This window comes from Janthinobacterium sp. ROICE36 (assembly GCF_002869965.1).
Taxonomy (GTDB): Bacteria; Pseudomonadota; Gammaproteobacteria; order Burkholderiales; family Burkholderiaceae_D; genus Janthinobacterium.
This window is the reverse complement of record NZ_PEBS01000089.1, coordinates 1-20,800: the sequence shown is the minus strand read 5'-3', so window position 1 is coordinate 20,800 and position 20,800 is coordinate 1. Positions and strand designations below refer to the sequence as shown.

The following is a 20,800-nucleotide window of genomic DNA, read 5'->3' as shown; positions in this document are numbered from 1 at the left end:
TAGCAAGAAGTGGACGATGCCAATACGGGACTGGAAAGCGGCACTGAACCGCTTCGCCATCCAGTTTGAAGACCGGGTACCGCAGACTTAAACGAAAAACCGTTTACACAGAATTCAGTACACCCCCTCAGCAGCGGGTATTCGACACCAGCGGCCGCGCCTTGGGCGATATCGCGGCGGCCGCCCGCTACCTGCTGAACAATGGCGGCGCCGATAAACCGTACTACGTGGCCGGCCTGCGCTTCAAGTCGCGCACCGGATGCGATCCGTTCCAGGTCATCACCGACTGCACGCAGCGCTGCGTGGGCGAGAATGCGACCGGCACGGGCTTGCCGCTGGACTTGCCCACCGGTTCCGGTTTCTATTCCCTGCAGCCCAGCCCGACCTGGTTGTTTTCCTCCGATCCAGCCGTATTCATTGGCAGCATCAGCTACCTGCACAGCTTCAAGCGCACTGACGTCAGCCGCCTGGTGCTCGATGGCGTGCGCGAACCGCTGGGGACCTTGCTGATGGGGTTTTCGTATCGCCTCAGCAAGGACAGGGGCTTGAACGTGTCGGCGGGTGGCGCTCTGACGCGCGATACGCCCGAGGTGTCCATATCGCTCAGGTTGCCGATGACCTTTTGATTGCGGGCGGCGGGCAAGGCAGCCCCGGCAGGCTGCCGCTGTCGCGCCGCTAGCGGCCAGCCATCGCCGATGCAATCTCGATCGAACTCAGCTTCCAGCCCCACACGCCATGGCGTTGCAGGACCAGTGCGCCTTCCTGCGCATTGCCATCCTTCGCGCGCACGACGAAGGTGTTTACGCCGGTATAGCCTGCCGAATAGTCGGCCTTTTTCTGCGCGCCATCGGCAGGCGCATCCGCATTCCCTTCTGCTCCCGCCTGCGGGCTGACGGCGCTCTTGTTGACCAGCGCCACTACGCCGGCCGGGGAAACCATGGTGTCGACCATTTTGCCCAGCATGGCACTGGCGATCGACTGGCCCAGGGCGGCCAGCGGGTTGCCGCTACCGGCGCTCGCCTCGATGCTGCGGGCCATGCCCGCTTCCAGCTGCGCCTTGACGCTGGCGCGCAGGGCGGGGAAGTCCACATGCCCGGCCAGGGCTTCGGCGTTGCGCTCGGCCAGGGCGATCTTGATCTGGCGCAAGGCGTAATATGGTGACGCATAGGCGCTGGCGACGACGGCAATGGCTGCCACGGCGGCCACGATGGTGATTTTTTTCAAGTGATGCCTGTAAGGTAAGAGTGAAAAACGGATGCCACGCAGGGTATCCGCTAAATGGAACTGCGGCAATAGTATTTCCTTGTCATCATCTGCCGCCTGTATTTCTCCACATTTGCTCAGGCTGCTCTCGCCGGGCCACTATGGAGTGGAATAGGGTGGGTGCTGTATAATGGGAGAAAAGTACCTAACTAGCTGTTTTAACTGAATAAAGACCTAATATCACATGCTTTCAACCGCAAATATTACGATGCAGTTTGGCGCCAAGCCATTGTTTGAGAATATCTCCGTCAAGTTCGGCGACGGCAACCGCTATGGTTTGATCGGCGCGAACGGCTGCGGCAAGTCGACGTTCATGAAGATCCTGGGCGGCGACCTGGACCCGTCGGGCGGCAACGTCATGCTCGATACCAACGAACGCCTGGGCAAGCTGCGCCAGGATCAATTTGCCTTTGAAGACATGCGTGTGCTCGACGTCGTCATGATGGGCCACACGGAAATGTGGGCCGCCATCCAGCAACGCGACGCGATCTACGCGAACCCGGAAGCGACCGACGACGACTACATGCAGGCGGCCGATCTGGAAGGCAAAGTGTCCGAATACGACGGCTACACGGCCGAATCTCGCGCGGGCGAACTGCTGCTGGGCGCCGGTGTTGCCATTGATCTGCATCAAGGCCCGATGAGCAATGTCTCGCCAGGCTGGAAGCTGCGCGTGCTGCTGGCGCAGGCGCTGTTCTCGAATCCGGACATCCTGCTGCTCGACGAGCCGACGAATAACCTGGATATCAACACGATACGCTGGCTGGAAGACGTGCTCAACGAGCGCAACTCCACCATGATCATCATTTCCCATGATCGCCACTTCCTGAACCAGGTCTGCACCCACGTGGCCGACATGGACTACGGCACCTTGAAGATTTACCCGGGTAACTACGACGAATACATGTTCGCCTCGACCCAGGCGCGCAACCAGCAACTGGCCAACAACGCGAAAGCGAAAGACAAGGTTGCCGAGCTGCAGGAATTCGTGCGCCGCTTCGCGGCCAACAAATCCAAGGCCCGCCAGGCAACGTCGCGCGCCAAGCAGATCGAAAAAATCAAGGTCGACGACATCAAGCCATCGTCGCGCGCCTATCCCTTCGTGCGTTTCGACGGCGAAAAGAAATTGCACCGCCTGGCCGTGGAAGTCGAGAACATCTCGAAAGGTTTTGACCGCCAGCTGTTCAAGAATTTCAGCATCATGGTCGAAGCGGGCGAGCGCATTGCCATCATCGGCGCCAACGGCGCCGGCAAGACCACCATGCTGCGTTGCATCGCAGGCGACATCGCCGGCTTGCAGCCAGACCAGGGCCGCGTGAAGTGGGCGGAAAACGCCAATGTCGGTTACATGCCGCAAGACCCGACGGAAGATTTCGCCAAGGACACGAACCTGACCGACTGGATCGGCCAGTGGACGAAAGAGGGCGACGATGACCAGGCCGTGCGTTCCATCCTGGGCCGCTTGCTGTTCGGCGGCGACGATGTAAAAAAGGCCGTCAAGGTGTTGTCCGGTGGTGAAAAGGGCCGCATGATGTACGGCAAGCTGATGCTGGGCCGCCACAACGTGCTGATGCTCGATGAACCGACCAACCACATGGACATGGAATCGATCGAATCCCTGAACATCGCGCTGGAAAAGTACGCGGGCACCCTGATCTTCGTCTCGCATGACCGCGAATTCGTGTCTTCGCTGGCCAACCGCATCATCGAGATCAAGGAAGACGGCATAGTCGATTACAGCGGCAATTACGAAGATTACTTGAAGAGCCAAGGCATCGATTAATTCGATGGGTTGCCGGATGGCGCATGCAGCGCTTCCGGCATGCAGTGTCGCAGGCTGGGCAATCGGCCTGCCGATATGCCATCGTGTATTCTCACCCAGCTACCCTACACCATGCAAACTCTAGCCATCAAATCCGTCGAGTATGAACATCCACAAGACGGCGCCAGCTGCACTGCCCACGCCTGGGCACGCACGCCAGCGACGCCATCCCCGTCTGAAAAAGCCGAACTGATCACGCGCATCAAGCGCCTGCTGATCGAGCGCGAAGCCGTGCTCGTTGCCCACTACTACGTGGATGCCGACCTGCAAGACCTGGCCGAAGCCACGGGCGGCTGCGTCTCCGATTCCCTGGAAATGGCCCGCTTCGGGCGCGACCATCCGGCCAAGACCCTGGTCGTGGCCGGCGTGCGCTTCATGGGCGAAACGGCGAAAATCCTCAGTCCCGAGAAAACCGTGCTGATGCCGGACCTCGACGCCACCTGCTCGCTCGACCTCGGTTGCCCGGTGGACGAATTCACGGCCTTCTGCGACGCCCATCCTGACCGTACGGTGGTGGTGTACGCCAACACCAGCGCGGCCGTCAAGGCGCGCGCCGACTGGATGGTCACGTCCTCCATCGGCCTCGACATCGTTGCCCACCTGCATGCGCAGGGCAAGAAAATCCTCTGGGCGCCCGACAAGCACCTGGGCGGGTATATCCAGAAGGAAACGGGCGCCGACATGCTGCTGTGGCAGGGGAGTTGCCTGGTGCATGACGAATTCAAGGGCATCGAACTCGATTTGCTCAAGGAAGAGTATCCGCAAGCCAAGGTGCTCGTGCATCCGGAGTCGCCCGCGAACGTGGTGGCGCTGGCCGACATGGTGGGTTCGACGTCGCAAATGATTGCGGCAGCGCAAACTATGCATACCGATACCTTCATCGTCGCCACCGACAACGGCATCCTGCACAAGATGCGCGCTGCCGCGCCGGGCAAGCGCTTCATCGAAGCGCCCACGGCCGGCAACAGCGCCACCTGCAAAAGCTGCGCGCACTGCCCGTGGATGGCCATGAACGGCTTGCTGAACCTGGCGCAAACGCTGGAAAACATGCACAACGAAATCCACGTCGATCCCGCCGTCGGCCAGCTGGCCGTGCGCTCGATCAATCGCATGCTCGACTTCGCCGCCGCCAAGAAGGCGGGCCTCAAGCCGGGCGCGGACCTGGCAAAAGAAACCACATTGTTCCAAGGAATCGGTCCAGCATGAGTACCCTCGTTAATTCTTTCGCCCCCTTTGACCCCGCCCTGGCGCGCGCGTTCGAGGGCAATTTGCTGGCCGCCTTGCTGGAAGACGTGGGCCAGTGCGACCTGACGGGCGAACTGGTGCCGCCCGACCACATCGTCACGGCGCGCGTCATCGTGCGCGAAGCAGCCGTGCTGTGCGGCGCACCGTGGTTCGAAGGCATCATGAAAAGCCTGGACCGCAGCATCGATATTGCCTGGCATTACGCCGAAGGCGACATGATGACGGCCGACAGCGTCGTGTGCACGATTCAGGCGCCGGCGCGCGCCTTGCTGACGGCCGAGCGCAGCGCCCTCAATTTCCTGCAACTGCTGTCGGCGGTCGCCACGGCCACGCGCCAATATGTCGATGTGATCGCCGGCACCAGGGCATCCATCCTGGACACGCGCAAGACCTTGCCAGGCCTGCGCCTGGCGCAAAAGTATGCGGTGCGCGTCGGCGGCGGCAAGAACCAGCGTCTGGCCCTGTACGACGGCATCCTGATCAAGGAAAACCATATCGCGGCCGCGGGCGGCGTCAGCCAGGCCCTGGAAAACGCGCGCAATCTCGACGCGGGCGTGCCCGTGCAGATCGAGGTGGAAACCCTGGCGCAATTGCAGGAAGCGCTGGACGCGGGCGCCGTGTCCGTACTGCTGGACAACTTCAGCAACGACATGCTGCGCGCAGCCGTGGCCTTGACGAATGGCCGCGCCTTGCTGGAAGCGTCGGGCGGCATCAATGCCGACACCGTACGCGCCATTGCCGACACAGGCGTGGACCGCATCTCGATCGGCAGCCTGACCAAGGACGTGCGGGCCACCGATTACTCCTTGCGCATCGTCGGCTGATGCGAAAAGCAGGGCGGCGCCTGCTGGCCCTGGCGCTGTTGTGGCCGACATTTGCCTTGCCTTGCCTTTGCCGGTGCAAGCGCGCGAGCTGCTGGCCGTGGGCGCGCAGTTCGAGCGCGTGTTCGAGTATCAGGAGAGCGGCGAATATGGCGGACTGGGCGCGGAATTGCTGCGTCTGATGGCGGCGCGCACGGGTAATTCCGTGCGTTTTCGCATGGTGCCGTGGGCGCGCGCGCAAGCCATGCTGGCGCAAGGCCAGGCCGATATCTTGATCGGCCCCTACAAGACGCCCGATCGCATCGCCAGCATGGGGTTTTCCGACAAGCCGTTTTACCAGGACCAGATGGTCTTTTATACGCGCCAGGACGCCAGCTTTGGCTGGGACGGCGATTACGCGGCACTGAAGAACCGCAGGGTGGTGCTGCTCAATGGCTGGGCATATGGTGCGGATTGGGAGCGCATGCGGCCCGGCTTGCAGGTCAGCGTGGCCAACAATGTGGAAAATGGCTTGAAGATGCTGGTGCACAATCACGTCGACGTGTTCGTCAGCAACCGCCGCAATACCGACCCCGTGATTGCCCGCCTCGGCTATGGGCGCCAGGTGAAACCCTTACCCAGGGTCATCGAAGTACAGAATGGCTATTTCGCCTTTCCCCGCTCGCCCGCCTTCGACAAGCTGCGCTTGCAGTTCGACCAAGAATTGAATAGCCTGATCGAGACGGGCGAACTGAAACGGCTGGGCAAGCGCTACGACGTCGGCGTGCCCTGAGGGCATGCCGCCAGACCAGGCGGCATGCGCTTGCCTGCATTACAGCTGGCGCGCCTCAAACGTATTGCACTGTGCAATCTGGCCGCTCTCGATGCCCTTGCTGAACCAGCGCACGCGCTGCTCCGAGGTGCCGTGCGTAAACGAGTCCGGCACGACATGGCCTTGCGACTGCCGCTGCAGCGCATCGTCGCCGATGGCCGTGGCCGCTTTCAGGGCCGCTTCCACATCGCCCTGTTCCAGGATCTTGCGGTCGGCGTTCGCGTGATAGGCCCACACGCCGGCAAAGCAGTCGGCCTGCAATTCCAGGCGCACGGACATGGCGTTGGCCTGGCGTTCCGATTGCGTGCGGCGCGCCTTGTCGACCTTCTCGGACAAGCCCAGCAGATTCTGCACGTGGTGGCCCACTTCATGCGCGATCACATAGGCTTCGGCAAATTCGCCCGAGACCTTGAAGCGCTGCTGCATCAGATTGAAAAAATCGAGGTCCAGGTAGACTTTCTGGTCGCCAGGGCAATAGAAGGGGCCGCTGGCGCTCTGGCCCGTGCCGCAGGCCGTCGGCGTGCTGCCCGAGTACAAGACCAGCTTGGGTTTCACGTAGTTGCCACCTTCGGCCTGGAACAAAGCGCCCCAGGTGTCTTCCGTATCGGCCAGCACGGTTTTCACGAAGCGGGCCATCTCATCCGATTCGGGCGGCTGGCGCGCGGGCGCCTGGCTTTGCTGGCTGCTGACCTGGCCGTCACCGCCGCTGAGCATATTCAGCAAGGTCAAAGGATTGACGCCCAGCACATACGAGCCGACGAGGGCGATGACGATGGTGCCGATGCCGATCGAGCGTCCGCCAAAGCCGAAGCCGCCACCGCCCCCACCGCTATCCTCTCCGCGACGGTCTTCCACATTGTCGCTTTCGCGATTGCCTTCCCACTTCATGAGTTACTCCTGCAACGATTGATATTAGTCAGGTATCAAGGCGATTCCTGTGACGATTCTTGTGATTATCGCACCAAACTGTGCTACGGCAGGAAGGACAGTGTTACCCTTTGAAACTTTTCCACCTTCATCACAACAGGTGAAACATGACGCTCGCCCCCGCTACCTATGTTACTCCCGCCGAGGTCGTTCAGGCCCAGTTGGACGCCTATAACGCCCACGACGTGAAGGCCTTGCTGGCCATCTACGCCGATGATGCGCAGCAATTCCAGCATCCCGCTACCTTGCTGGGCACGGGCAGCGCGCAGATCGGCCCCCGTTTCACGGCCCGTTTCTCCGCCAGCCGGCCGCAGGCGCAGTTGCTCAACCGCATCGCTTGCGGCAAGCTGGTGATCGACCATGAAATCGTCCATGGCGACACGCCGGACGGTGTTTTCGCGCAGGAACTGGTGGCGACCTATGAGGTGGAGCAGGGACGCATCGCGCGTGCCTGGTTCAGCTTTGGCGCCCTGACCAGCCTGCGCGTGGCGTTGCCGGCCGATGTGCTGCACATGAATGCACTGATCGCCCGCTCCGGCGTGGCACTGAGCGCGGGGTTTTATACGCAGGAACAGGCGCAGGCCGTGACACGCCACGTGTTTGGCGTCGATACGCAGCTCGTTGCCGACCGGACGTATTTTGTGATCGAACGCGATGGCGCCATGCTGGCCTGTGGTGGCTGGAGCCAGCGCGCCACCCTGTATGGCGCCGACCGCGCCAAGAGCGGTCCGGACCCGCTGCTCGATCCAGCCAGCCAAGCGGGCCGCATCCGTGCATTCTTTGTGGAACCCGCAGCCGCCCGCCAGGGCCTTGGCAGCATGCTGATGCGCCATTGCGAACGCCAGGCGCTGGCCGCCGGTTTTACGGCACTGGAACTGGCCGCCACCTTGCCCGGCGTGCCGCTGTACCTGGCCAGCGGTTTTGCCGTCACGGAAGATTTTTACCTGGACTTGCCCGATGACATCAAACTGCCGCTGGCGCGCATGCACAAGCGGCTGTGAGGCACTGGCTTACCGGGGCAACGGCGCCTTTTGTCCGTTGGCATGCTCGCTGTAATACAGCGAGGGCAGGAAGCGCGACAGCTAGGTAAATTCGCTGTAGCAATGGTGCAGCACGCAGTCCGTGGGCGTGTCGCGCGTCAGGTGCAGCATTTCGCCATCTAGCGGATCGTCCTGCGGGTCCAGCTGCACGTGCTCGCCAAGTCGTGCGCGGCCATCTGGTGCTGCAGAATGGGCACGACGGGCACGCAATGGCAGGCTTGCTGCTGGCCATGGTGATCGCCGAGCCGCTGCGGCAGATGGCGCTGGGCTTGCTGGTGCCCGTGCCGGCCCGGGATGCCGCACCGCGCATCGATGCGGCGCTGCGACTGCTGGGTAGGCAGGCGATCAAGGTGGCTGGTGCTTCAACGCTTCGCGGCGGCTGAGGGGAGAGAGCTGTTGGCGGTGCGCGTTGGCAAACGCCGTCACGGCCCCGGGGGCGTGGCGCGCGTAATCGCGCAAGGCCCAGCCGATGGCCTTGCGGATGAAAAACGCGTCTTCATGGGCCAGCGCCAGGGCCGCGTCGAACAGCCAGGCGGCATCCGTGTCGCCGCGCCAGCCCAGGTGGTGCAGCATGGCGATGCGGCGCAGCCAGAAATCGTCGTGGCGCAAGGCCGCGTCCATGTGCGCATGGCCATCGCCGCCGCGCCGCAGCTCCGCCTGCAGCACGTCGCCCACGATGCCCGCCATGCCGTCGACGCTGTCCCGCCAGGCGCGCTGGTGCGCCAGTGCCAGCAGGGCCGGGAGGTGATCGATGCCCAGCTGGCGTCGGTGCAGGGCCAGCATGTCGAGCGCCACGTGCTGGTATTCGCGTTCAGGCTGCTGCCACAGCAGTTGCGCATGTTCCAGCAGCGTCCCGGGATCGATATCCTTCAAGTCCGCCAGCAAGTCCCTGGCGGCCAGCCGCCGCTGCGGCGCTGGCAGGCCCAGGAACACGAACTGGTCGCGCATATACGCCTGCATGGGGGCTGCGCGGCCCGGTTCGGCAGCCGCTTCGAGTGCGATCTTTAATTTGGCGTGCAAGTCCATGTTGTCTTTCCCATGTTCAGGCGTAAAAAAGGCGCTCCGTGGAGCGCCTTTTCATCTTCATCCGCTATTACTGGACTTTTGCCTTCTTCATCAATTCATCGCGGTAAGCGGCGAGTTTCTTTTGTTGCAGCGACTCGGCCACTTGACCCTTGACTTCTTCCATTGCCGGCAGTTTCGTCGGGCGGGTTTCTTCCAGCTTGATCACGTGGAAGCCGAATTGCGATTGCACAGGCGTTTGCGTGACCTGGCCTGGTTTCAGGGCAACCATGGCGTCGGAGAATGGCTTCACGTAGGAAGCAGGGCTAGCCCAGTCCAGGTCGCCGCCATTGGCTGCGGAACCGTCTTTCGATACTTTTGCCAGTTCTTCGAACTTGGCGCCGCCTTTCAGCTTGGCGATGATGTCTTTCGCTTCGGCTTCGGTGGCTACCAGGATGTGGCGTGCATGGTATTCCTTGTCGCCCGCTTGTGCCTTGAACTTGTCATACTCGGCCTTGATTTCAGCGTCCTTGACAGGGTTCTTCTTGACGTAGTCGGCCAGCAGGGCGTTGATGATGATGCTTTGACGGGCATTGTCGATCTGCGACTTGACTTCCGGACGCGTGCCGTAGCCTTGCTTGTCGGCTTCCTGGATCAGCACTTCACGGCCGATCAGGTCTTTCTTGATGGCTTCGCGCAATTGCGGCGAATCGGCTTGCTTGCCTTGGGCGACGACTTGCTTGACGACCTGGTCAACGCGCGACGATGGGATGGCCTTGCCATTCACGGTAGCGACGTTTTGCGCGAATGCAGGGATCGCGACAACGGCGATCAGGGCTAAGATCAGGCGGGCTGGCTTCAAAATCATGTTCATTCCTAATAGATATACAAAAAGTTTGCGTCTGCCGGGCAGTGCGCATTCAGGCGCAGAATACACGACCGGCGCCGAAAAGGGCGCCGGGGAGGTCAGTTCTTATTGAACTTTCGCTTTTTTGATCATTTCTTCCTGATACGCTTGCAGTTTCTTTTGCTGCAGCGCTTCGGCGATTTGTGGCTTGACTTCTTCCAGGGTCGGCAGTTTGGCCGCGCGGGTGTCGTCCAGCTTGATCACGTGGAAGCCGTTAGGCGTTTGCACCGGGGTGTCGGTGACCTGGCCTTTTTGCAGTTTCACGAAGGCGTCGGAGAACACTTTCGGGAAGGACGATGGCGCTGCCCAGTCCAGGTCGCCGCCATTGTCGGCCGAGCCGGCATCTTTCGATTGCTTGGCCAGGTCTTCGAACTTGGCGCCGCCTTTCAGCTTGGCGATGATGTCTTTCGCTTCGGCTTCGGTGGCTACCAGGATGTGGCGCACATGGTATTCCTTGTCGCCCGTCTGGGCCACGAAGCGCTCGTATTCAGCCTTGATTTCAGCGTCGTTGACAGGGTTCTTTTTCAGGTAGTCGCCGACCAGGGTGTTGATGACGATGGCCTGGCGCGCGTTCTCGATTTGCTGCTTGACGGCTGCATCTTTACCGAAACCTTTGTTTTCCGCTTCTTGCATCAGCACTTCACGGCCGATCAAGTCTTTCTTGATGGCTTCGCGCAGTTGCGGCGAATCCGGTTGCTGGCCTTGGGCGACGACTTGCTTGACGACTGCATCAACGCGCGACGATGGGATAGGCTTGCCGTTAACAACGGCAACATTTTGCGCAAAAACAGGTACCGCGACAACGGCGAGTAGTGCGATCAGCAAGCGGGCTGGCTTAAAAGTCATTATTAAATCCTGTTAGGGAAAGTTTCGTAAAAAACGCATGGAAAGAAATTGACAACATGGCTAGCGTACGCCAAAAACGCCATCCTTACATTACTTCGGATGGCGCCAGGGCCACAATCGCCAATGCATGTATCTCATTATGCATCATATCGTGCACGGAATCATACACCAGTCGATGGCGCATGACGAGCCTGAGCCCTTCAAATTGACTAGAAATAATGCGTAGATTGTAATGACCTCCGCCCGAGGCGGCGCCCGCATGGCCCCGGTGGCGCGCCGAGTCGTCTTCCAGCACGCATTCCAGAGGGGAAAGTGCCGTTTTCAGGCGGGTAAGAATGCGCTGCATGCGCGTTTCCGGCGAGGTATTTTCGGTGCTGGTATTCATCATGCGTCTTCCTTGATATGTTTTGCCAGGAACAGGGTTTGCGCCACGATGAAGGCAAAGAAAATGCCTGTCGCGCCAAAGGCCTTGAAACTGACCCAGGCAGCCATGTCGCCCTTGTACAGCACGAAGGCGACGAACAAATTCAGTGCGCCGATGGCGCCGAAGAAGATGATCCAGGCGGCCAGCAACTGGTTCCAGACGGCATCAGGCAATTGCACTTGCGCTTCCATGGTCTTGCGGATCAGGTTTTTCTTGAAGCCAACATGGGCGATCAAGAGGGCCAGGCCGGACAGCCAGTAGATCAGGGTCGGCTTCCATTTCAGGAAAAAATCGTCATGCAGGTAGATGCTGGCGCCGCCGAACACGACAAAGATGAACAGCGACAGCCACAGCATGCCGTCGACCTTGCGGCCGCGCAGCAGCAGATAGCTGACCTGGCAGGCGGTGGCGACGATGCCGACCAGGGTGGCAAGTATCCACGGCGCCTGGTCAGCCTTGATCAGGCCGCCTGACACGAAGCCGGACAAATATTGCTGCACAAAATCGTGCGTGGCCGCTTCATACATGCCGCCCAGCTTGAAGGCGGCGAAAAAGGCGATCAGGGGGAATAGGTCGAATAGAAATTTCATGGCGAGACTTTACACTGGTGTTATTAAATGCATCTTAGGAATGGCTTAGGAGCAACTGAGGTGCTCCCCGGCGTTCCTGTGTCTCAAGGCTGCGGATCGAAGCGCAAGGAAGCCGAATTGATGCAATAGCGCAAGCCGGTCGGCGGCGGGCCGTCCGGGAAGACATGGCCAAGGTGGGCGTCGCAGACGGCGCAGACGATTTCCGTGCGCATCATGCCGTGGCTGCGGTCGACGATCTCTGTCACGTTGGCCGGGTCGAGCGCCTGGAAATAGCTGGGCCAGCCGCAGCCAGAATCGAACTTGGTATCCGAGGCGAACAGGGGCGTATTGCAGCAGACGCAAGTATAGATACCGTGTTCATGGTGGTCCCAGAACTTGCCCGTGAAGGCCCGCTCCGTGGCCGCGTGGCGCGTGATGTCGTATTGCATGGAATCGAGCATGGCGCGCCATTCGGCGTCGGTTTTTTTGACTTTATTCGTGGTCATAATGACTCCTCAGGATGAGCAACTGACTTCAAGGTGGCTGGCCCAGTCGGGCGGTAGGGCCGCATAGTGCTGGTGTTCGGGCTGTTCGTCAAATGGCTTTTGCAAAACTTCCAGCAATTTCGCCACTTCCGTGTAGTCCTGCTGCCGGGCTTTTTCGATGGCCACTTGCGCCAGGTAGTTGCGCAGCACGTATTTCGGGTTGACCTGGTTCATGGCCACTTGCCGCTCGGCATCGAGGCTGTTTTCCTGACGCAGGCGCGCGCGGTAGGTGGCGGCCCACGTATCGAAAGCGGGACGGTCGATGAACATGTCGCGCAGCATGGTGTCTTGCTCGGGGGCGGCCACTTGCAGTGTCGCCAGGGCGCGGAAGAAGTTGGTGAAATCCACGTGATTGGCTTGCATCAGCGCAAACATGCTGTCGAATAGCGCCGTATCGTCGTCTTGCATGCTCTGCAAGCCCAGCTTGGCGCGCAGCAAGGCATTCATCTTGTCCGCAAAGGCGCTCTGGTAAGTGTCCAGCGCCGCCTGCGCCTCGGCCACTTCGCCGATCAGCGGCAGCAGCGCCTGGCCCAGTGCGTAGCAGTTCCAGTGGCCCACCTGCGGCTGGTTGGCGTAGGAATAGCGGCCCTGCTGGTCCGTATGGTTGCAAATATGTTCCGCGTCAAACGCTTCCATGAAGCCGAAAGGGCCGTAATCGAGCGTCAAGCCCAGGATAGACATATTGTCCGTGTTCATCACGCCATGCATGAAGCCCACGGCTTGCCACTGCGCAATCATGTGCGCCGTGCGCACGCACACTTCGGCCAGCAAGGCTTGATAGGGATGTGCCGCAGCGCGCAGATGGGGATAAAAACCGTCGATGACGTAATCGGCAAGGATTTTCAGCTCGTCCGGCTGCTTGCGGTAAAACCAGTGCTCGAACGAACCGAAACGCACGAAACTGGGTGCCATGCGCGTGACGACGGCCGCCGTTTCCAGCGTTTCGCGCATGATGCCTTGCTGCGACCCCATGATGGACAGCGCGCGCGAAGTGGGAATGCCCAGCGCCGCCATGGCTTCCGAACAGAGGAATTCGCGGATGGACGAGCGCAGCACGGCGCGGCCATCGCCCATGCGCGAATACGGCGTGGCGCCGGCGCCCTTCAGTTGCAGCTCCATCGGACCGCTTGCTGTGGCGATATCGCCCAGCAAGATGGCGCGGCCGTCACCCAGCTGGCCGGCCCAGACGCCGAACTGGTGGCCCGAATACACGGCCGAGAGGGGGATGGAACGCTCGGCAACCATATTGCCGCTCAGCAGCGCCACGTAATCGGCTTGCGCCAGGCGCGCCGCATCGAGGCCGATGAGGGCTGCTGCCGGTGCGCTGGCGGCCACGAAATACGGGGCGGGCAGGGGCGTGGGCATCAAGCGCGTATAGAAGGCGGGCGGCAAGGTCGCAAAGGCGTTATCCAGTGGTAAGGTAGGAGCGGTGATGGCGATTCCATTCAAATCAAATGTGGCGATGTGGCGGCAAGCAGCGCCAGCCCGGAATACGATTTTACCGCACAGCGCCAAGGCGCGTGGCGGATGTCCGGAAGGTTGAAAAACGGAATCGAAAATTCCATGCTGCAATGCAATATCGAAATGCGTTGACGATTTTCGCACGACCGTACGAAACTAGGGAAAGTCTTTAAATTCCAACAATAACCGAGTAGCCACCCCAGGAGACACGATGTCGGCATTTCCCTTGAGCCCAGTAATGGGCCAGATGATGAATCAGCCCCTGCTGATTTCCAGCATTATCGAATTTGCAGCGCGTCATTATGGGGGCAGCGAAATCATTTCGCGGCGAGTGGAGGGCGATATGCACCGCTACACCTACCGCGATTGCCACCAGCGCGCGCGCCGGCTGGCCAATGCCCTGCATGGCCTTGGTGTCGGCATGGGCGACCGGGTCGCCACCCTGGCCTGGAATGGTTACCGCCACCTGGAAGCCTATTATGCCGTGTCCGGCTCGGGCGCCGTGTTGCACACCATCAATCCGCGCCTGTTTCCCGACCAGATCGCCTACATCTCGCACCATGCGCAAGACCAGGTACTGCTGTTCGACCTGACCTTTTTACCTGTGGTGGAGAAAATCGCCGCCGACTGCACCTTTGTGCGCCACTTCGTGCTGATGTGCGACCGCGAGCGCATGCCCGCCAGCAGCAGCATCGCCGACCTGCTGTGCTATGAAGACTTGATCGCCACGCATTCCGACGATTACGCGTGGCCCTTGTTCGACGAGAATGCGGCCGCCACCCTGTGCTACACGTCCGGCACGACGGGCAATCCCAAGGGCGCCCTGTATTCGCACCGCTCGACCGTGCTGCACGCGTATGCCTCGGCCATGCCCAGCGGCCTGAACGTGCGCGCCTCCGACACGGTGCTGCCCGTGGTGCCCATGTTCCACGTGAATGCCTGGGGCTTGCCGTATTCCGTGCCCCTGTCCGGCGCGCGCATGGTGTTTCCCGGCGCGGCGCTCGATGGCAAGTCCTTGTACGAGCTGTTCGAATCGGAAAAAGTGACGTTCTCGGCCGGCGTGCCCACCGTCTGGCTGGGCTTGATGAACCATGCGCTGCAGAATGACTTGACGTTTTCCACCTTCCGCCGCACGGTGATCGGCGGCGCGGCCTGTCCGCCGGCCATGATGGATACCCTGATCGACAAGTTCGATATCGACGTCATCCACGCCTGGGGCATGACGGAAATGTCGCCGCTGGGCACGGCGGGCGGCTTGCAGACCAAGCACCTGGACTTGCCGAAGGACGCACAGCGCAAGATCCTGCAAAAGCAGGGCCATGCCATTTATGGCGTGGACATGAAGATCGTCGACGACGATGGCAAGGAATTGCCGTGGGATGGCGTCGCCTACGGCCATTTGCTGGTGAAAGGGCCGTGGGTCATTGCTTCGTATTTCAAGAACGAGGGCGGCGACGTGCTGCAGGATGGCTGGTTTCCCACGGGCGACGTGGCCACCATCGACGCGGATGGCTATATGCAGATCACGGACCGCAGCAAGGATGTGATCAAGTCGGGCGGCGAGTGGATCGGCACCATCGACCTGGAAAACCTGGCCATGGCGCACCCGGCCGTGCTACAGGCGGCCTGCATCGGCGTGTTCCACCCGAAATGGGATGAGCGCCCCGTGCTGGTGGTGGTGCTGCGCCCCGGCATGACGGTTACGCGCGAGGTGTTGTTGCAGTTCTTCGAGGGCAAGATCGCCAAGTGGTGGACGCCCGACGACGTGCTGTTCATCGACGCCTTGCCCATGGGCGCGACGGGCAAGATCCAGAAAAACAAGCTGCGCGAGCAGTTCAAGGGGCACAAGCTGCCGGGCATGTAGCGCAAGCCGCAATTACGCCGCCTGCGGCAGCGCCGCCCCCAGCTTTTCCAGCAAGTGCTCGCACTGGAAGACGGACAGGGTCTGGCGCTGCGCGTCCGTGCCGATATCGATCATTTCATCCATTTCGCTGCGCAAGTCGTCGTGCGTGCCCGTGCGGATGATTTGCGGCGCCGCAAAGCGCTGGCTGTCGGAAATGGTCATGATGTTGTCGACATGGTCGACAAGGAAGCCATAGCGCTCACTACCGCGTTCCACGATGAGGATCTTGCCGGCGCTCGCGTCCGGCAGGGCCGGCATCGCGTACAGCTGGCGCAAGTCGATGATGCTGATCATTTGCTGGCGCAAGTTGAGCATGCCGCGCATGCAGGCCGGCATGCCTGGTGGGGTGGTGATGGCGCCGTTGAAATCGATGATTTCGCGCACTTGCCCGATTTCCACGGCGAAGCGGGTTTCCACGGTAAACGTGATGTAGACGCGGCGCTGCGCCTTGCGCGTGGCGGCGCTGGCCGTTTGCGTGTCGTTTGGATACAGGCGCTTGTGGCCATCGCGCATTTCGACGATCTCCGCCTGCGACAGGATACCCTTGTGGTCGAGGAAAATGATGTCGCCCAGGCCCTCTTTCGAGATGCAGCCGGCAAACATGGCCGCGCGCGCCTTGCTCAGCAAGGGAATCGGCAGCACCTCGTCGCCAAAGAAATGCACGATGCTGTCGACGGAATCGACGAGAAAGCCGATGCTCGTGTCAGCCAGGCGCACGACGATGATGCGCTGCTCACTGGTCGCCGCCCTGGCCGCGCTGCCGGACACGGCCGCTTGCAACAGGGCGCCGAAATCGACGACAGCCACCTGGCTGCCGCGAAAATGCATGCGACCAAGGCACAGTTCGCTCTTCAGCAGGGAGCTGTGCAGTTCCGGCACGCGGATGATTTCCTGGATGGCCAGCATTTCGAAGGCAAACGTGGCGCCGGCCGCGTGAAAGCTGACGCACTGCCGGCGTTCGCTTTGCGCATGGTAGCGCGCCGTGCTCAGTTTGGCGCCCGTCGCTTGCAGGGCCAGCACATGGGGCACGTTTTCGATGCGCAGCAGGGCGTGCGGGTCGAGGATTTGCAGCAGGCGCGCGCCGCCATCGAGCAATATCGCGCCGGCGATGACGGCGTGTGCGTCGCCGGCCGTATACTGCAGGGCGCTGCGCGCGCTGGCCGGCACGCGCAGGAGGTCGCCCGTATCCTGGAAGACGATGCCGATCAGCACTTGCTGAAAATCGAGGATGGCGATCTTGTCCGTGGCCACGGCGCGCGGCGCATCGGCGCGGAACAAGCGGCCCAGATTGACCACCGGAATGACACTGCCGCGCAAGGTGAACATGCCCTCCAGATACGCGGGTGACAGGGGCAGGGCGGTGACTTTCGCGGGGTAGTTCACCACTTCGCGGATGCAACTGGCGGGCAGGGCGAATTCATCGTCGCCCAGCTGGAAGGAACCGAACAGTTCGGTGGCGCCATCGCGCTCACCCTTGTACCCTTCATGCATATCCATATGTGCCTTACTTGCGTGGAGTCAAGCCGGGTTGCGTCACCACATCGGTGACGGCGTAGCTGTGGTGGGCGCAATCGATCAGCAACTGGCGCCCGTGGCGTCCGCCCAGCGCGCAAAAACTGACGTGCAAGCCGCACTGGTCCAGGTATTTTTGTGCCGCTGCCGTGTTTTGCCGCCCCACCTGCAGGCAGCCATGGCCATTATCGGGGCCGAACATGCTGGCGCCGCCCGCCAGCACCACGTCGATATCGGCGTAATCGGCCTCGCGCACGCCCATCAGGCGCAGCAACGAGGGCACGGCCTGACTCACATAGCGTGCATTCAGGGCGCGTGCAGTCGGCGCGCCCAGCGCTTGCACGCTGCCGGGCGCTTCCGGTAGCAAACAATGGGCCAGGCCGCAGCAAGGGCCGTTCTTCCAGATGAAACCGATGCCGATGCAGGAGCCCAGCAGCGCCTGCAGCTGTTCGCCGTGCGTGCCCACGCTAAGTTGCCCAATGCCAACCAGGTGCAGCGGCGGCGCGTCCGCCAGAGTGTGCGTGTGGATCATGCCGCTCCCGCCTTATAAATCATGGGAAACTCGAATTGATAGCCGGTGCCCAGGCGGGCAATGGTTTCCGACTCGCCCAGGATCAGCCGGCCCTCGTCCTTCAGGCTCAGGCGCGCCTGGCGCAGCACGGTTTGCTGGTGCCCGGCATCGAAATAAATCAGCACATTGCGCAGGAACACCAGGTCGAACTGGCGGGCCGGGCGCAGCGCTTCGAGCAGGTTGTGCTGCGCAAAGCTCACGTGGTGCCGCAGTTCCTCGTTGACCTTGAGGCCATACGGCGAAGGCGTGAAATATTTGCGCAGCAAGTCCGGGTGCGACAAGCGGATGCGCTCGACGGAGCGCCCGCTGTACTGCCCGGCCCGCGCTGCAGCGAGGATTTGCTGCGAAATGTCGCTGGCCAATATCTGGTAGCGGAAAGCGGGCGTTTGCAGCCTGAATTGCTCGCACAGCATGGCGATCGAATACAGCTCTTCGCCGCTGGCCGCCGCAGCCGACCAGATTTCCAGGCAGCCGCCCGGATGGGCGCGGGCCCAGGCGGGCAGGTAGCGGTCGCCGAAATAATCCCAGATCGATGGCGTGCGGAAAAACAGGGTGTCGTTGGTGGTCACCAGGTCGATGAAATGGGCCACCTCGTCGCGGTCGCTGGCGACCCGCTCCAGGTAAGCCTGGTAGCTGCGCAGTGACAGCGCTTGCAGCCGTGGCTGCAAGCGCCGCTCCAGCAGCACGCTCTTGCGCGCCGTCATGGCGATGCCCGTATGCTGGCGCACCAGCGCGATCAGGCCCGTCAGCACCTCGGGCGTCAAGGTGGCCGCGTGGCTCATGGCTTACACCACGAAGCCGGAGACAGTCTGGTTCAGGCTGACCGCGCGCGCGTTCAGCCCATCCGTCGAGCGGGCGATGCTGTCGCAGTTGGCAGCCGACTTTTCCGTTTCTTCGGCGATGTACTGGATCGCCGTGGAGACTTCGCGCGCCGTCAGCAGCTGTTCGTTGGCCGCCTTCGAGATATCCGAGATGGCCAGGGTGGTCTTCGCCACGCCCGAGACGATCTTGTCGAAGGCGTCGCTGGCCTGGCGCGAAATCTCGCTGCCCGTGGAGACGCGCTTGACGGATTCATTGATCAGCTTGGAAATCTCTTTGGTTGCCTGCGAGGAACGCTCGGCCAGCTTGCGCACTTCGTCGGCGACGACGGAAAAGCCCAGGCCGTGTTCGCCCGCGCGCGCCGCTTCGATGGCCGCATTGAAGGCCAGCATATTCGTCTGGTTGGCGATCTCGCTGATGACCTTGACGATTTCGCCGATGTCTTCCGACGAGCGGTTGATCAAGTCCATCGCCTCGATCGACTTGGCACGGCGCGCGCCCCCGCTTCCGCTTCCAGTTGCGTGGCTTTCGCCAGGAAGTCGGCATTCGAGGTGTTTTCCGCGATGGAATTGATGGAAAACGTCAGGCCATCGATGGAGGCGTTCATTTCTTCCACCGTGGCGCCCAGCGCCTGCGTGCCCACGGCCACGCCCGTGGCCCGCTCGGCGATGGCATGCGAAGCGTCGGCAAAGCCGTTGGCGGCCGAGACCACGTTGCCGATCACGCCGCGCAAGTCGACGATCATCTTGCTGATGCCGCCGGCCAGCAAGTCGATCGGCTCGTCGCCCTCGGGCACGATATGGCAGGTCAGGTCGCCTTGCGCCGCGCGCGCCACCGAGTCGAGCAGGGCATTGACTTTGCGGCTGTCGTTGGCGGCCTTGGCCTGGATGCTGTTTTCCAGCTTCACCTGTTCGCTGATGTCGATGGCGAACTTGACCACTTTATACGGCTTGCCCTTCAGGTCGAGGATGGGGTTGTAGGTGGCCTGTATCCACACCACCTTGCCATGGCTGCCCAGGCGCTTGTAGCGGCCCGCATCGAATTCGCCCCGGTTCAGTTTTTGCCAGAATTTCTTGTACTCGGCGCTGCTGGCATACTCGGGCTCGCAGAAGGTGCGGTGGTGCTCGCCCTTGATATCGCTCAAGTCATAGTCCATGACGGCGAGGAAATTGTCGTTCGCGTCCAGCACATTGCCCTGCATGTCGAATTCGATCACGGCCTGCGCCTTGCCGATGGCGCTGACCTTGCCTTCGTACTCGGCGTTGCGTTTCTTCAGGGCCGTGATGTCGCTGGCGAACTTGACCACCTTGAAGGGCCGGCCTTCAGTGTCGAAGATGGGATTGTAGCTGGCGTTGAGCCAGATTTCGCGGCCGTCCTTGGTAACGCGCTTGTATTCGCCCGCGTCAAACTCACCCTTGCCCAGTTTTTGCCAGAATTGCGCATACTCCTCGCTGTTGGCGTAATCGGGCGCGCAAAACATGCGGTGGTGCTTGCCTTCTATCTCTGCCAGCGTATAGCCTACCGAGGCCAGGAAATTGTCGTTGGCGCGGAGGATGGTGCCGTCGAGCCGGAACTCGATCACGGCCTGGGCTTTGCTGATGGCGTCGATCTTGCCTTCATAATCGGCATTGCGGCGCTTGCTGGCCGTGATGTCGGTGGCAAACTTGATGACTTTATACGGTTTGCCATCGGCATCGAGGATGGGGTTGTAGGAAGCGTTGATCCACACTTCGCGGCCATCCCTGGTGCGGCGCTTGTATTCGCCCTGGTCGAATTCGCCGCGGCCCAGCTTGGCCCAGAAGTCGGCATATTCGGCCGTTTTCACATAGTCGGGGTCGCAGAAGATGGCATGGTGCTTGCCTTGCACCTCGGCCAGGGTATGCCCGACGACGCGCAGGAAATTGTCATTCGCATGCAGGATGGTGCCGTCGAGTTCGAATTCGATCACGGCCTGGACACGGTTCAATGCAGTATTTATCGCTTGTAAGTCCAGATCCTGGGAGTGGCTGACATGGCTGGCTGCGTCCATAGTATTTCCTTCAGTGTGGGAAGAGGAATGGGTAGCGCTAACAGGGTGTTGAAAAAGGACCCCAGTCCTTCGGATTTTGTCGCCAGACATGCGAATTTTTCGGGCTGGAAGCCGCATTTTGCCTAAAAAGCAGTTTTCAGCCACTTTTCAGGCCGTTTTTTGACATTTTTTAGCGCTTTCCGTACTCTATGGACGGAGTTATCCAACCACCGCCGATAAACGCCAGCCAAAGATCGTCGCCATGCGCGTCAGGTTGTAAGCGGCGAAAGTGAACGTGGTTTGT

22 protein-coding genes are annotated in these 20,800 nt (G+C 61.2%); 8 read left to right on the top strand and 14 right to left on the bottom strand.

All coding sequences use genetic code 11. The features are described 5' to 3' along the window. Positions 1-161: 161 nt before the first annotated feature. A complete protein-coding gene (locus tag CSZ94_RS24235; RefSeq protein ID WP_180977608.1) occupies positions 162-626 on the top strand; it encodes a hypothetical protein in 465 nt (154 codons plus the stop codon). A 49-nt stretch (positions 627-675) separates the two neighbouring features. Here the strand turns inward: CSZ94_RS24235 and CSZ94_RS24230 are convergent, their stop codons facing one another. Beyond that, positions 676-1,224, bottom strand: a complete 549-nt coding sequence (locus CSZ94_RS24230) for a DUF2939 domain-containing protein (RefSeq protein ID WP_180977607.1) — start codon at positions 1,222-1,224, stop codon at positions 676-678. 223 nt (positions 1,225-1,447) lie between these two features. Between CSZ94_RS24230 and CSZ94_RS24225 the strand changes: the two genes are divergently transcribed. The 4 genes from CSZ94_RS24225 (at position 1,448) to CSZ94_RS24210 (ending at position 5,923) form a co-directional block, all read left to right on the top strand. Next, positions 1,448-3,046: an ABC-F family ATPase gene (locus CSZ94_RS24225; protein WP_096235573.1), complete on the top strand. Its 1,599-nt coding sequence runs from the start codon at positions 1,448-1,450 to the stop codon at positions 3,044-3,046. Positions 3,047-3,157: 111 nt separating this feature from the next. Further along, complete coding sequence (gene nadA / locus CSZ94_RS24220; RefSeq protein WP_102123858.1) at positions 3,158-4,291, top strand: quinolinate synthase NadA; 1,134 nt, start codon at positions 3,158-3,160, stop codon at positions 4,289-4,291. Beyond that, a complete protein-coding gene (gene nadC / locus CSZ94_RS24215) occupies positions 4,288-5,154 on the top strand; it encodes a carboxylating nicotinate-nucleotide diphosphorylase (protein ID WP_102123857.1) in 867 nt (288 codons plus the stop codon). The genes nadA and nadC overlap by 4 nt, the downstream gene beginning before the upstream one ends. A 40-nt stretch (positions 5,155-5,194) precedes the next feature. After that, entirely contained in the window at positions 5,195-5,923 is a 729-nt protein-coding gene (locus CSZ94_RS24210; protein WP_258001173.1) for a substrate-binding periplasmic protein, read from the top strand. 39 nt (positions 5,924-5,962) lie between these two features. Here the strand turns inward: CSZ94_RS24210 and ypfJ are convergent, their stop codons facing one another. Further along, positions 5,963-6,850 (bottom strand): KPN_02809 family neutral zinc metallopeptidase, encoded by an 888-nt coding sequence (ypfJ, locus tag CSZ94_RS24205; protein WP_102123856.1) that lies wholly within the window; start codon positions 6,848-6,850, stop codon positions 5,963-5,965. 146 nt (positions 6,851-6,996) lie between these two features. On the opposite strand from ypfJ, the gene CSZ94_RS28950 reads away from it, so the two are divergent. Both CSZ94_RS28950 and CSZ94_RS28160 read left to right on the top strand, forming a co-directional pair. Further along, positions 6,997-7,890, top strand: a complete 894-nt coding sequence (locus CSZ94_RS28950; protein ID WP_102123855.1) for a GNAT family N-acetyltransferase — start codon at positions 6,997-6,999, stop codon at positions 7,888-7,890. Between the two features lie 218 nt (positions 7,891-8,108). After that, the gene (locus tag CSZ94_RS28160) at positions 8,109-8,312 is read left to right on the top strand and encodes a hypothetical protein (RefSeq protein ID WP_180977609.1); all 204 of its coding nucleotides are present in this window, start codon (positions 8,109-8,111) and stop codon (positions 8,310-8,312) included. Here the strand turns inward: CSZ94_RS28160 and CSZ94_RS24190 are convergent. The 7 genes from CSZ94_RS24190 to CSZ94_RS24160 form a co-directional block, all read right to left on the bottom strand. Further along, on the bottom strand, positions 8,275-8,955 hold the full coding sequence (locus CSZ94_RS24190; RefSeq protein ID WP_102123854.1) for a DNA alkylation repair protein: 681 nt from the start codon (positions 8,953-8,955) through the stop codon (positions 8,275-8,277). The genes CSZ94_RS28160 and CSZ94_RS24190 overlap by 38 nt on opposite strands. A gap of 67 nt (positions 8,956-9,022) precedes the next feature. Continuing rightward, positions 9,023-9,799, bottom strand: coding sequence for a peptidylprolyl isomerase (locus CSZ94_RS24185; RefSeq protein WP_102123853.1), 777 nt, complete (start codon positions 9,797-9,799; stop codon positions 9,023-9,025). A gap of 105 nt (positions 9,800-9,904) precedes the next feature. Beyond that, on the bottom strand, positions 9,905-10,684 hold the full coding sequence (locus tag CSZ94_RS24180) for a peptidylprolyl isomerase (RefSeq protein WP_102123852.1): 780 nt from the start codon (positions 10,682-10,684) through the stop codon (positions 9,905-9,907). 85 nt (positions 10,685-10,769) lie between these two features. Continuing rightward, positions 10,770-11,072, bottom strand: coding sequence for a BolA family protein (locus tag CSZ94_RS24175; RefSeq protein ID WP_258001172.1), 303 nt, complete (start codon positions 11,070-11,072; stop codon positions 10,770-10,772). After that, complete coding sequence (locus CSZ94_RS24170) at positions 11,069-11,698, bottom strand: septation protein A (protein ID WP_046682773.1); 630 nt, start codon at positions 11,696-11,698, stop codon at positions 11,069-11,071. The genes CSZ94_RS24175 and CSZ94_RS24170 overlap by 4 nt, the downstream gene beginning before the upstream one ends. A gap of 83 nt (positions 11,699-11,781) precedes the next feature. After that, positions 11,782-12,183, bottom strand: a complete 402-nt coding sequence (gene msrB / locus CSZ94_RS24165) for a peptide-methionine (R)-S-oxide reductase MsrB (protein ID WP_102123851.1) — start codon at positions 12,181-12,183, stop codon at positions 11,782-11,784. Positions 12,184-12,192: 9 nt separating this feature from the next. Then, positions 12,193-13,671 (bottom strand): protein adenylyltransferase SelO, encoded by a 1,479-nt coding sequence (locus CSZ94_RS24160; RefSeq protein ID WP_180977606.1) that lies wholly within the window; start codon positions 13,669-13,671, stop codon positions 12,193-12,195. A 223-nt stretch (positions 13,672-13,894) separates the two neighbouring features. Between CSZ94_RS24160 and CSZ94_RS24155 the strand changes: the two genes are divergently transcribed. Beyond that, positions 13,895-15,547: a 3-(methylthio)propionyl-CoA ligase gene (locus CSZ94_RS24155; RefSeq protein WP_102123850.1), complete on the top strand. Its 1,653-nt coding sequence runs from the start codon at positions 13,895-13,897 to the stop codon at positions 15,545-15,547. Positions 15,548-15,559: 12 nt separating this feature from the next. Here the strand turns inward: CSZ94_RS24155 and CSZ94_RS24150 are convergent, their stop codons facing one another. From CSZ94_RS24150 to CSZ94_RS24135, 5 genes are read right to left on the bottom strand one after another with little or no spacing between them, the layout of a single operon-like run. Next, on the bottom strand, positions 15,560-17,083 hold the full coding sequence (locus CSZ94_RS24150) for a chemotaxis protein CheW (RefSeq protein WP_258001171.1): 1,524 nt from the start codon (positions 17,081-17,083) through the stop codon (positions 15,560-15,562). Positions 17,084-17,090: 7 nt separating this feature from the next. Continuing rightward, entirely contained in the window at positions 17,091-17,630 is a 540-nt protein-coding gene (locus CSZ94_RS24145) for a chemotaxis protein CheD (protein WP_102123849.1), read from the bottom strand. After that, a complete protein-coding gene (locus tag CSZ94_RS24140) occupies positions 17,627-18,451 on the bottom strand; it encodes a CheR family methyltransferase (RefSeq protein ID WP_102123848.1) in 825 nt (274 codons plus the stop codon). The genes CSZ94_RS24145 and CSZ94_RS24140 overlap by 4 nt, the downstream gene beginning before the upstream one ends. A 3-nt stretch (positions 18,452-18,454) precedes the next feature. Beyond that, entirely contained in the window at positions 18,455-18,958 is a 504-nt protein-coding gene (locus CSZ94_RS27750) for a methyl-accepting chemotaxis protein (protein WP_146009887.1), read from the bottom strand. Then, on the bottom strand, positions 18,949-20,517 hold the full coding sequence (locus tag CSZ94_RS24135) for a methyl-accepting chemotaxis protein (protein ID WP_146009886.1): 1,569 nt from the start codon (positions 20,515-20,517) through the stop codon (positions 18,949-18,951). The genes CSZ94_RS27750 and CSZ94_RS24135 overlap by 10 nt, the downstream gene beginning before the upstream one ends. Positions 20,518-20,800: the final 283 nt, after the last annotated feature.